Source organism: Paenibacillus xylanilyticus (assembly GCF_009664365.1).
Lineage (GTDB): Bacteria > Bacillota > Bacilli > Paenibacillales > Paenibacillaceae > Paenibacillus > Paenibacillus xylanilyticus_A.
The window spans coordinates 308,163-320,717 of sequence record NZ_CP044310.1; the positions used below are offsets into that span (position 1 = coordinate 308,163).

At 49.0% G+C, this 12,555-nt stretch carries 12 protein-coding genes; 9 read left to right on the forward strand and 3 right to left on the reverse strand.

The window, feature by feature from the left end:
* Positions 1-317: 317 nt before the first annotated feature.
* The 9 genes from iolD to F4V51_RS01480 all read left to right on the forward strand — a co-directional run bounded on the left by iolD (position 318) and on the right by F4V51_RS01480 (position 10,475).
* Positions 318-2,183, forward strand: coding sequence for a 3D-(3,5/4)-trihydroxycyclohexane-1,2-dione acylhydrolase (decyclizing) (gene iolD, locus F4V51_RS01440; RefSeq protein ID WP_153976563.1), 1,866 nt, complete (start codon positions 318-320; stop codon positions 2,181-2,183).
* Between the two features lie 60 nt (positions 2,184-2,243).
* Positions 2,244-3,140, forward strand: a complete 897-nt coding sequence (iolE, locus tag F4V51_RS01445; protein ID WP_153976564.1) for a myo-inosose-2 dehydratase — start codon at positions 2,244-2,246, stop codon at positions 3,138-3,140.
* Positions 3,141-3,329: 189 nt separating this feature from the next.
* On the forward strand, positions 3,330-4,340 hold the full coding sequence (gene iolC, locus F4V51_RS01450; protein ID WP_153976565.1) for a 5-dehydro-2-deoxygluconokinase: 1,011 nt from the start codon (positions 3,330-3,332) through the stop codon (positions 4,338-4,340).
* A gap of 48 nt (positions 4,341-4,388) precedes the next feature.
* The gene (locus F4V51_RS01455) at positions 4,389-5,864 is read left to right on the forward strand and encodes a CoA-acylating methylmalonate-semialdehyde dehydrogenase (RefSeq protein ID WP_323131797.1); all 1,476 of its coding nucleotides are present in this window, start codon (positions 4,389-4,391) and stop codon (positions 5,862-5,864) included.
* Between the two features lie 76 nt (positions 5,865-5,940).
* Entirely contained in the window at positions 5,941-6,993 is a 1,053-nt protein-coding gene (iolG, locus tag F4V51_RS01460; protein WP_153976566.1) for an inositol 2-dehydrogenase, read from the forward strand.
* A 90-nt stretch (positions 6,994-7,083) separates the two neighbouring features.
* On the forward strand, positions 7,084-7,890 hold the full coding sequence (iolB, locus tag F4V51_RS01465) for a 5-deoxy-glucuronate isomerase (protein WP_153976567.1): 807 nt from the start codon (positions 7,084-7,086) through the stop codon (positions 7,888-7,890).
* 126 nt (positions 7,891-8,016) lie between these two features.
* The gene (locus tag F4V51_RS01470) at positions 8,017-9,030 is read left to right on the forward strand and encodes a LacI family DNA-binding transcriptional regulator (protein WP_153976568.1); all 1,014 of its coding nucleotides are present in this window, start codon (positions 8,017-8,019) and stop codon (positions 9,028-9,030) included.
* A 447-nt stretch (positions 9,031-9,477) separates the two neighbouring features.
* On the forward strand, positions 9,478-9,975 hold the full coding sequence (locus F4V51_RS01475; protein WP_153976569.1) for a hypothetical protein: 498 nt from the start codon (positions 9,478-9,480) through the stop codon (positions 9,973-9,975).
* Entirely contained in the window at positions 9,972-10,475 is a 504-nt protein-coding gene (locus F4V51_RS01480; RefSeq protein ID WP_153976570.1) for a GNAT family N-acetyltransferase, read from the forward strand. The genes F4V51_RS01475 and F4V51_RS01480 overlap by 4 nt, the downstream gene beginning before the upstream one ends.
* 63 nt (positions 10,476-10,538) lie before the next feature.
* On the opposite strand, the gene F4V51_RS01485 is transcribed toward F4V51_RS01480, so the two are convergent.
* The 3 genes from F4V51_RS01485 to F4V51_RS01495 form a co-directional block, all read right to left on the reverse strand.
* Complete coding sequence (locus F4V51_RS01485; RefSeq protein WP_153976571.1) at positions 10,539-10,898, reverse strand: hypothetical protein; 360 nt, start codon at positions 10,896-10,898, stop codon at positions 10,539-10,541.
* Between the two features lie 290 nt (positions 10,899-11,188).
* A complete protein-coding gene (locus F4V51_RS01490) occupies positions 11,189-11,989 on the reverse strand; it encodes a DUF4261 domain-containing protein (RefSeq protein WP_153976572.1) in 801 nt (266 codons plus the stop codon).
* Positions 11,990-12,109: 120 nt separating this feature from the next.
* Positions 12,110-12,475 carry a DUF1304 domain-containing protein gene (locus F4V51_RS01495; RefSeq protein WP_153976573.1) on the reverse strand — a complete coding sequence of 122 codons (366 nt, stop codon included), beginning with the start codon at positions 12,473-12,475 and terminating at the stop codon, positions 12,110-12,112.
* Between the last annotated feature and the right edge of the window lie 80 nt (positions 12,476-12,555).

A 12,555-nucleotide genomic window follows, 5' to 3' on the forward strand; every position in this document is an offset into this window, starting at 1 on the left:
TACTGATATAGAGAAAAAAGAGATGATCATGATCATCTCTTTTTTTGTGCTTTTAGAGTTTTCACAAGACGACATGCTCACTGGAATCACATCCTATTGAACTTGAACAAATACAATTCATCCTGTTGTGATATGTTGGTTGGAAGCGTATCGATCAGATTAGGCTTCAGTTTTTAATAAAACGCTTACAAAAATATCTTGCCTATTTAGCCATGATGTAATACTATACCAATTAAGCGCTTAACCTTTATGGGTAAGGCGCTTAAACTTAACGTAGATTAAGCGCTTTACCCGCGAAGGGAAAGGAGACGAAATCCATGACAACGATCCGGCTGACCATGGCCCAGGCACTGCTCCGCTATCTGGACCAGCAGTATATTTCCGTAGATGGTGTGGAGACCAAATTCGTGAAGGGTGTTATCGGTATTTTCGGACACGGTAATGTTACAGGAATAGGAGAGGCACTGGAACGCAGCCCAGGAAGTCTGACGTACATGCAAGGCAAAAATGAACAGGGTATGGTACACACTGCAGCCGCTTATGCCAAGCAGAAGAATCGCAGGCAAATATACGCGTGTACCACATCGATCGGCCCAGGTGCGTTGAATATGATTACCGCAGCTGCAACAGCGACCGTGAACCGGATTCCTGTGCTTCTGCTTCCTGGAGATAACTTTGCCACACGTGAACCGGATCCGGTTCTGCAACAGCTCGAAGTGAGCAGTGATTATACCATCTCGGCTACAGACCCATTTAAAGCGGTCAGCAAGTATTGGGATCGCATTGTACGACCTGAACAGTTAATGATTGCTGTAACACAGGCGATGCGTGTTCTCACGGATCCAGCGGAGACGGGAGCGGTCACGCTGGCACTGCCGCAGGATGTGCAGGCAGAGGCGTACGATTATCCGGAAGCGTTCTTCGCCCGCAAGGTGCATTACCTGGACCGCCGGCCTCCGGTCCAGGCAGCCATTGAACGGGCCGCGGAACAGCTGGCCCGCGGAAGGAAGCCGCTGCTGGTTGCTGGCGGCGGTGTGTTGTATTCCGAGGCGTCTGTTCAGCTTGCTGCCTTCGCCGAGGCATTTGGCATTCCGGTTGCCGAGACCCAGGCTGGCAAGAGTGCACTGTCCTGGGACCATCCACTCAACGTGGGGGCCATCGGGGTTACAGGTTCTCTGGCGGCAAACCGACTCGCGAGAGAAGCAGATGTTGTGATCGGCGTCGGCACCCGGTTCTCGGATTTCACGACGGCGTCCCGATCTGCTTTTCAGCATCCAGAAGTTACATTTATCAACCTAAACCTGAACGGTATGGATGCAGCCAAACTGGGCGGGGAAGCCATCCTGGCAGATGCACGGGAAGGTCTGCAAGCCCTGCAAACTGCAATGCAGGAACGGGGATATCGTAGTGGCTACGGCCCATCCGAGGTTGCTGATCTGCTGGGTGAATGGAACCGAGAAGTAGATCGGCTATATGAACTAAAGCACGAAGCCGGCTTGGCACAGACCACTGCCGTTGGAATTATTAATCGGAATATTGATCCATCTTCCATCATTGTGTGTGCGGCAGGAAGCCTGCCCGGAGATTTACATCGCTTGTGGCGAGCAGCAGCACCGAAGACGTATCACATGGAATACGGCTTCTCCTGTATGGGCTATGAGGTGAGTGGTGCGTTTGGAGCAGCGCTTGCCGAGCCTAATCGGGAAGTATACGCCATGGTTGGTGATGGCAGTTACCTGATGCTGCATTCCGAGCTGGTGACCAGCCTGCAGGAACAGAAGAAGTTCACCATTTTGCTATTCAATAACAATGGATTCCAATGCATTCATAATTTGCAGCGTGAGCACGGCAGTGACGGATTCGGCAATGAGTTTCGTTATAGAGAATCCGAAAGTGGACGACTGATAGGGGATTACCTGCCAATGGATTTCGCAGCACATGCCCGCAGTCTGGGAGCACAAGCATATCGAGCAGAAACAGCAGAACAGCTGGAGAAGGCGCTCAGGGATGCAAGGAATGAGAGAGTGACTACACTTATCGAGATTCCGGTTGTCCCAGGGACAAATGCAGGAGGATATGAATCCTGGTGGAATGTTGGCGTGCCGGAAGTATCAACGGAAGAAAAGGTGGTAAGTGCTCATCACGCCATGCAAGCCAGCCGTGCCAAAGCAAAGCTCATTTAATTCAGCACCGTTTATCTGAACAGACAAGATGCTGAACTCTAATAAAGGAGACGTGGAGCCATGAACAAGCTGCCATTTCAGCTCGGGATTCATCCGATCAACTGGGTCGGCGAAGATGTGAAGGAGCATGGGGACGACACGACATGTGAGCAGATTTTGGATGATATTCAGCGACTTGGACTGACGGGTACGGAGATGGGGCGCAAATATCCAACGGATCCAGCCGCACTGCGTGAGGAATTAGATAAGCGCAATATCCGTCTCGTTTCCCAGTGGAAGTCGGTATTGCTCTCCGACCCGGCATACCGGAAATCAGAGCTGGAAAGCTATCGCAGACACACGGAGTTTCTGCAATCGATGGGTAGTACAGTCATTAGTACAGCAGAGGTTGGGGGTTCCCTGCACTTTGATCCACGGCGGACTCCGCATGAGAAGGAAGTGCTAAGACTCAGTGAAACCGAGTGGCACATCCTTGCTGAAGGGTTGAATGAGGCTGGTGCCATTGCACGAGAACATGGACTGAAACTGACATACCATCACCATGGCGGCACTGTAGTGGAACGGCCGGAGGAGATCGACCGGTTGATGGAGTTGACCGATCCTACTCTCGTTTACTTGCTTTATGACACGGGTCATGCCTACTACGGGGGAGCCGATCCACTTGCTCTGCTGCGTAAGCATTATGACCGGATTGCCTATATCCACTTGAAAGATATCCGTCCGGATGTACTGGATGAGGCACGGGCAGCACAATCTGATTTTGTCGGCTGTATTCGCAAAGGGGTATTTACTGTACCTGGGGATGGATGCATTGATTTTGCACCGATTCTGCAGGAATTGGTTGATCGGGGATACGATGGGTGGGCGATGCTTGAAGGCGAGCAGGATCCTGCCATTCATAACCCATATGAGTATGCGAAACGTTCCCTCTTGTACATGAATTCATTAATTAGGTAGCCCATCTAATTCGGCATGAGTTTAATATGATTTCCATAGGGTTAGGTAACGAAGTTGTTTTTCATATGTGCATATCAAAATACCAATGTAGACAGAAGGTGTAGTCGGAGAGAAGAGCATATTTTATCTGGATCGGTCAGCACCTTTAATCTAGAACACTATTCCATTTACAGAAAGGGGTTCTGAGCCATGGCTTACGTTTCCTTTCCTGCTTCCAGGAAGACGGATTTTACCGCAATCGGAAGACTGTGCATTGACTTAAACGCCAATGAGATTAACCGTCCGATGGAAGAGACGATGACGTTTACGAAGTATGTAGGTGGATCTCCGGCCAATATTACGATTGGCATGTCCAGGCTCGGGCTGGAGACAGCCTTTATCGGGAAAATTGCCAATGACCAGATGGGAAGGTTCATTCATAGTTATCTGGAACGCAACGGAATTGATACGTCCAATGTGGTTACCGATGACACAGGAGCAGTGACAGGGCTTGCTTTTACCGAGATCAAAAGTCCAACCGACTGCAGCATACTGATGTACCGCGACCATGTAGCAGATCTGCTGTTACAAGCCCGTGAAGTGCAGGAGCAGCTGATCGAGGATTCCAAAGTGCTCTTAATTTCCGGAACGGCTCTTGCCCAGAGCCCATCTCGTGAAGCAGTATTTCAGGCACTAACGTATGCAAAAAAACATGGAACCGTCATTGTATTTGATCTCGATTATCGTCCCTACACCTGGACATCGGCGGAAGAAACAGCAGTGTATTACAACCTTGCAGCCGAAAAATGCGATATCATCCTGGGTACCCGTGAGGAATTCGACATGATGGAGACATTTGACCATAATACTCAGCGCAGCGATCAGGTGACCTCGCAAAAGTGGTTTGACTACTCAGCAAAAATTGTTGTGATCAAGCATGGCAAGGAGGGCTCCATTGCCTATACCCGCGAGGGGCTATCCCATCGTGCAGACAGCTACCCAGCGCGTGTAGTGAAGACATTTGGAGCTGGCGACTCCTATGCAGCAGGGTTTCTGTACGGATTAATGCAGAATTGGACGATTGAACGCAGTATGGCGTATGGCAGCGCAGCAGCAAGTATCGTCATCTCTAGTCACAGCTGCTCGGATGCGATGCCAACGGTGGAACAGGTGAATGACTATATTGATCGCTGTAATCGGGGCGAGATTATAGTGTCCTGAATCACTAAGGAATGGCTGCAACATATATAAGCGAAGGGAGACAGGGCTATGGGAAAAGGGATTTCGGAAGCGTCCACAACCGTGACGATGGTACAAAACTGGATCGGGGGTGCCTGGGTAGCCCCCGCGGCAACCCGAACTGAGCCGGTCATGAATCCGGCTACGGAGGAAATCATTGCACACGTGCCGCTGTCAGAACAGGCTGACGTGGATCTCGCCGTCCAAACGGCAAGAGAGGCATTCCCATCCTGGAGCAGCACACCGGTTCCTCGCCGTGCGCGTGTTTTGTTCCGCTACCAGCAGTTGCTGGTAGAACACTGGGAAGAGCTAGCCCGGTTGGTTACATTGGAGAACGGCAAAAGCTATGCTGAAGCCTACGGGGAAGTACAGCGGGGCATAGAATGCGTCGAATTCGCGGCAGGGGCCCCGAATCTGATGATGGGTAAACAGCTGCCTGATATCGCCACAGGGCTGGAATCAGGCATGTACCGGTACCCGATCGGCGTTATAGGGGGGATCACCCCTTTCAACTTTCCAATGATGGTACCGTGCTGGATGTTCCCGCTGGCGATTGCGTGTGGGAATACCTTTGTGCTGAAGCCCTCCGAGCGAACACCGCTGCTCGCAGGGCGCCTGGCTGAGCTGTTCAAGGAAGCCGGGCTTCCGGACGGTGTACTTAACATCGTTCACGGTGCACATGACGTCGTGAACGGACTGCTTGAACATCGGGATGTTCAAGCCATCTCTTTTGTCGGCTCACAGCCTGTGGCTGAATACGTCTACACTACTGCATCTGCACACGGAAAACGGGTGCAGGCCCTCGCCGGTGCCAAAAACCACTCGATCGTCATGCCGGATGCCGACCTTGACCTGACGGTGAAGGAGATCACCAGTGCAGCTTTTGGCTCAGCCGGAGAACGCTGCATGGCCTGTTCGGTTGTCGTGGCCGTTGGGGATGTAGCAGATGCGTTGGTCCAAAAGCTGGTAGAAGCAGCGGACAACATCACAATTGGCAATGGCTTAGATGAGGGTGTGTTCCTCGGCCCGGTCATTCGAGGTCCGCATAAAGAACGTACGCTCAGCTACATTGAATCCGGAGAACAGGAAGGCGCAGCCTTGATCCGCGATGGCCGCAAGGATGAGGCGGCAAGCACATCCGGATATTTTGTAGGACCCACCATATTCGACGAGGTTCAGAGCAGCATGAAAATCTGGAAGGATGAGATCTTCGCCCCTGTACTCTCCATAGCTAGAGTAGATACGCTTGAGGAAGCAATCCAGCTGGCGAATCGTTCCGACTTTGCCAATGGGGCGTGCCTGTTCACTCGTAGCGGGGCGAGTATGCGACAATTCCGTGAAACGATTGATGCAGGCATGCTTGGCATTAACTTGGGCGTACCTGCGCCAATGGCCTTTTTCCCTTTTTCCGGCTGGAAGAAATCCTTCTACGGTGACCTGCACGCCAACGGTACGGATGGTGTTGAATTTTATACGCGCAAAAAAATGGTGACAGCCCGCTGGTAACAACCTCAGGGATAAGCCAGACCAAGAGGGAGACCTCATCCTATAGCGAGCGAACAGGGACAGGGAGGATAACAAAATGGGCAAGGACAGAGTGAGAATTGGCATTATCGGTGCCGGACGGATCGGTAAAATTCATGCAGACAATCTCCTGCGCAACCCGCATGCCGAAATTGTAGGAATCAGTGATTTGTTCGCGGGGCCTGAGCTGGAGGCTTGGGCCTCCGTACGGGGAATTCCGGTTGTAACGACAGATAGCAGTCAGCTGATCTCGATGCCGAACGTGGATGCTGTGCTGATCTGCTCTTCGACGGATACGCATGTACCCTTAATTGAACAAGCAGCGCAAGCGGGCAAGCATATTTTCTGCGAGAAACCGGTCAGTATGGATTTGGCTCAGACCCAAGCGGCTGTGGCGGCTGTGCAAAAGGCTGGCGTGAAGCTGCAAATCGGATTCAACCGCCGTTTCGATCACAACTTCAAACGGGTGCGGGACCACGTGCAGGAGGGGACGATCGGCGATCCACATATTATCAAAATCACTTCACGGGACCCAAGCCCGCCGCCGGCGGAGTATATCCGGGTATCTGGCGGGATTTTCATGGATATGATGATTCACGATTTTGATATGGCACGTTATCTGTCGGGAAGTGAAGTAGAGGAAGTATATGCCCAAGGGAATGTGCTGATCCACCCTGTTTTTGCAGAGCATGGAGATGTGGACACAGCCATTGTGACGATGAGTTTTGAAAATGGAGCCATCGGGGTCATTGATAACAGCCGCCAAGCGTTATATGGATATGATCAGCGTGTCGAGGTGTTTGGCTCATTGGGCAGTGCAGCTGCTGCAAACGATCATCCCAATACGGCAGAGATTAGTACAGCGGCAGGGCTTATGCGGGATAAACCGCTTCACTTTTTTCTGGAAAGATACAATGAGGCTTATGTGCAGGAGACAGCCCTTTTTATTGAAGCAATCCTGAAGGATACACCTGTTACTGTCGACGGCCATGATGCGGTTCAGGCTGAACGGATTGCACTGGCTGCAAGGATGTCCATGGAACAGGGGAGACCTGTCAAGCTGCGAGAAGTCACCGGGGTGGCAATGGAATCTCAAACTGCATCGCCCTAAAAATTCATTTCAGCGTTCAAGCTATTGCAGATAATGTTTCTCTATAGGAATACGAGATTGCCAGGGCGCACAGAAAGGAGAGGCTGCAGCATGTCAGAACGTATCGTAAAACCGGAAGCACATTCGGAGGGGGACGGCACGCTTATACACGTAACTCCAGAGTCTGCTGGTTGGCAATATGTTGGGTTTCAGGTAGTACAGCTTGTAGAAGGACAATCCTTCACCCGCGAGAGCGGTGATCAGGAGCTCTGTATCGTACTGCTCAGCGGGCTGGCCAGTATAAGTACGCGGGAGCATGCGTGGGAGAACGTTGGGAAGAGAATGAGCATCTTTGAGAAAATACCTCCGTATTCCGTCTATGTCTCTAGCTCCGATCAGGTGGAGATCAAGGCTCTTTCGGCATTGGAAATAGCTATATGTGCGGCACCAGGCAAAGGAACATATCCAGCTCGTCTCATCACACCGGAAGACGTTGGAGTCGAGACCCGCGGGTATGGCAATCTGGAGCGCCAGATTCATAACATATTACCGGAACAGAAGGAAGCGGACAGTCTGCTCGTCGTTGAAGTATTTACGCCTGATGGACATTGGTCGAGTTATCCGCCGCATAAACATGACCGGGATGCCTTGCCGGAAGAATCACTGCTGGAGGAGACCTATTATTTCCGGGTGCAGCCCGAGCAGGGGTTTGCCATACAACGCATTTACACCGATGATCGGTCAGTGGATGAGACACTGGCCGTGAACAATGGTGAAGTAGTGCTTGTCCCTTACGGATACCATCCAGTAGGTGCTCCACCGGGATATGAGGTGTATTACCTTAATGTGATGGCGGGTCCCACGCGAACCTGGAAATTTTATAATGACCCTGACCATGATTGGCTGATGAAAAGGTAATTCGGTCTCATCAACATCTTATAGTGGAGCTCCGAGTTGCGTATGCAGATTTCCCCCTGCATAATGAGAAGAAAACGATTACCTATATATAAGAATCTTGTATATAGCACAGATGGGGAATTTACAATGAAAGCAACCATTTATGATATTGCACGAGAGGCGGGCGTATCCATTGCCACGGTCTCCCAGGTCATTAACGGCAAAGGGAAAATCAGTGAAAAGCGGCGCGCTGAGGTTATGGAGATCATGGAGCGCCTTAACTATCAACCTAGCGCGATTGCAGCTGCACTTACAGGCAAACAAACCTATACGCTCGGTCTGCTTGTGCCTGATATATCCAATCCGTATTTTGCCGAGCTTGCCAGAGCGATAGAAGACCGGAGCCGTCAGCTGGGGTACAGCGTCGTGATCTGCAGCACGGATAATAAGGACGAGCGGGTAGAGCGCTATTTGAACCTGCTTCAGCAAAAAAGAGTCGATGGCATGATGATCGGAACGGGTATTGATAATGCCGAGATTTTGTCACCCCTTCTGCAGCAATCCATACCTGTTGCGTTAATCGCTCGTCAACTGCCGTCCCTCTCGGTTCACACCGTTTCGATTGATGACAGGCTTGGTGGCGCACTGGCTGCGCAGCATTTGCTTCAGCTCGGTCATACCCGCTTTGGGGTGGTGTCAGAGCCGCTCAAGGTCAGCAGCAGTAAGGAACGTGTACGCGGATTCCGCGAAGCAGTGGAGGAAGCAGGTCTTGCTCTTGAGTCTTCCCAGGTCAGGGAATCAACCGCCGACATACAATCAGCCAAACAGGAGGTGCTTGTGCTGCTTGAGCAAACCAACCGGCCAACCGGCATATTCTGTTGTAATGATATGCAGGCTATCGGAGCGTTGCAGGCAGCAAAAGAGCTCGGCCTACAGGTCCCTGAAGATGTCTCTATCGTCGGATTCGACAATACCATTCTCGCATCGGTGACCAATCCACCGCTCACGACGGTTGCCCAGCCTATTGAGGATTTAGGGCATCGTGCTGTGGATCTGCTGATCGATGAGTTGAAGGATGAGCATAAACGGCCACAGAAATTGATTCTGAAACCCGAGCTGGTGATCAGAGAGTCAACGGGGGATGCCTCCATTCATTCTTGATTCAGGGATGCAGCATCACATCCAATCGGGTGAGATATATAAACAAGCCGTATTCAACCTCGTAGGAGGATGGATTCGGCTTGTTCTGTGTGGACTACGGACCAGAAGAAGGCATGATGAATTCCATTTGATATGATGTAATTCCAGTTCTCCTTGATAGAGGGAGATCAGCTATTTTTTTCGCATAGGGTAGCTTTAATGTTCACTAGGTTGGTTTGGATGGATGTATTAATATAGAACAATATATGGATGAAATGGTATACTGAAAATAGCATGCGATAACCAATTTTTATACGATATTAGGATGAGAAAGATGGGTTAGAGAGACAAGGAGAATGGGGAGCCCAGCATCAGAGGGCGAGGGATCCACTTTATTTTAGCGGATCAGGATTTTTCCAACTATAGATGGATTCAGGTGTATATAGGTTAACGTGAGGAGGTTGATTTATGAATAGAAAAAGAAAGCTGATTTTGGGTATCGTTATTTTACTTGCTTTAGTAGCTACAGCGATACCCGTGTACATATCTAAGCAACATACCACGTTTCGGGCAGAGGTTACGGATCACATGACTATGCTGGACAAATTCGACCGGTTAGAAATCACGAGATTTTCAAGTACATCGGGGGACAGGGAGGAAGTGATCATCAAGGATCCGGCGGAAATTCAGGACTTTCTGAAGGACTATAAGGACATTGAACTGAAAAAGATTAAACAGAGGGATACAGAACGGGAATCTCCCTATTATTATGAGTGGCGTCTGATGATTAACAAAGAGGAACGTGAAATCAATGGTTTTGGAATCACCTTATATAACAAACATTCAATGACAATCTATAACGGTAATGATACGCGAGATAAACTACAGGACTATAAGGTGTCGCAAGATATGAATTGGTACAAGATGGAGCGCCTTTTTGAGGGAATAAAGGAGGAAGAATCATGACCGAGTACTACGTTCGTCCTGTAGAGACGGAAGATGTTCCGTTCCTGTGGGAGATGTTATACGCTTCACTGCATACCCAGGCGGGTGATGAACCTTTAGAACCTGAGATTGTCTATTCTTCAGAGCTTTCCAAGTACGTGGAGGGCTGGGGAAGAGCAGAGGATTTTGGATATATCGCGGTAGATACATTAGGCAGGCGACTGGGTTCGATCACTTTACGTTTATATGATGAGCAGAATGCCGGATACGGTTACGTGAACGCTGCTACACCAGAGATGGGCATGGCAGTCATTGAGGAAGCACGGGGAAAAGGCTTGGGGACTCTTCTGATGCAAGCGGCATTGGATGAAGCTCGGCAGAGGGGGATTCAGGCCGTGTCGCTGAGCGTAGATCCTTCGAACAATGCAGCCATCCGACTTTACCGGCGTTTTGGATTTGAGGAGATGGGGATGTGTGGTACATCGATCACCATGTTATGTCGGCTTCATCCAGCCCTTTGAGTCCTACCGGAATCTTAATGGATATTTAAATAGAAGAAGCGTTCCCATAAGGGAACGCTTCTCTTATTTCGTCAAAAATGCTAGTGCTTCATCATATGTTTCCCATTGGAATTCCGTCTGATGCTCCGATTCCTTGGTAATTCGATTCAGCTGCATCTTCGCAATGGCACTGCCGACCGCTACACTGGCACGTCTCATACCCCATTGTGTGAGCAGCTTTTGATGCTCCACAATTTTCTCTTTGGTTTCCTGGGAGAAAGCTCTCATATTTCGCATGTCCACCAGTACATCAAACGAATTATCCAATTGCTGCGCAATATGTTGAATTTCCCGATTCGTTTGTTCTACTTCTTCAGGGGAAACCATGCCATCCCAGATAATTTCAATAATAGGTTGCTTTGAATCCAAACGTCGTACAGACATACAGGCAACTCCCTCAAAAAAATTATGTAATATATAAGTCTATTGACCTATTAATTATACCCGATAATCGGGCAATGAAACAAATTTTCGAGATTGTGTAATACTTATGAACTATTTTTATACTAGTAGAGTTAATTTCAGGGAATCCGGGATGAGAGTGAAATAGCCGCTTCAAAAAATAATAGAGCCGCCCAGGTTAATGCTCTGGATGGCTCTATTTATTTCAGGAGATAAATAGGGGGATGCTGAGCTTGCCCCTGTGAGGTGCTTCATATATAACTACATGTTAATTAATATCCGATCTTTAGACTGCTGCCTTCTGTAGCTACTCCCTTGGAACGGGTAATCGGGAGCTTATGCTCAGCTGTAAATCCGAGGGTCTCCCCATCATGCAAGGTGACGTCATTTTCAACCACATAGGTCATCGTCATAAACATCATTTCAAATACATCACTTAATGGGTTGGCTGAATGTATAATCTCGATCTCTTCTTTTCCGAAGTTACGCAATCCATACGTATACGCTGAAGCGCCTTCCGCATTCTGATACATTCCGATAAAAATCCATAGGGAAACAGGCAACTCGTCCTGCTTGAGGATATAACTTGTCTCAACATACTGACGTGCCTCGACAACAAGTGGTGCCAAATATATGGCGAGTGCATGGTCAAGCTGTAACAGTGCACTTGCTGTCTTGGTAAACAGGATATGTCCCTGGATCGCATCCGGTGCATTCAGAACAGAGACGATAATCTGTGATTGATGTCTGGAAGTCACTTGTTCGGCTTCACGCCACAATATATTTAATTTGGCGTTCTCCTCTACTTCCCGGTCAGGAACAGGTGCACCGATATAAGCACATACCACCTGCATCCCATCTACCTCAAAGAAAAGGTTACCCTCTTCCGAACGCTCTTCGATATTAATATCCCAATCCTTCTTCATCGTGTGGATGAATTGATCAAAATCACAGTCATCCTGTTCCAATAGGACAAAACCAACAATGGTTTCACTATGTGAAGAAGATTCGACGGCTCCGCCTACAGATACAGGTTCTTTTTTGCGACGCCGAAGCTTGTCAAACAGTCCCATGAGACATTCTCCTTTCCAAATCCATCACGGTAATGGGTATAGCTGATTCCATTATTACCTTACCATATCATACTTTGGTCTGTAATGAATAAGGGCAGTAAGTTACCACTCAAGAGCTGATTAGAGGAAGAGAACCAGGAGCAATGCAATAATTGCTGGCAATCCTTGTTTGACGATAATAGACCGGGAAGCAGTTGCTCCTCCGTATAAGGCTGCGATGATGACACAAACCAGGAAGAAGATCTGAATGTGATGACCAATCACCGAGTCTGGATACACCAATCCCCAGATTAGCCCCGCTGCGAGAAAACCGTTGTAAAGCCCCTGGTTAGCTGCCAGAGACTTGGTTGATTCTGCGAATTGTGGTGTGAGACCAAAGGTTTTCATTGTACGTGGACGAGTCCACATAAACATCTCCATGATCATGATGTAAATGTGTTCAATGGCTACCAGAGCCACAAAAACTGAACCGATCAATACGAACACCTTGCTTTCTTTTATGTAATTTATTTCATTATCTTCTCAGTATAAATGTTTGCATCTACAACTTAAAGTATTAATTAAAT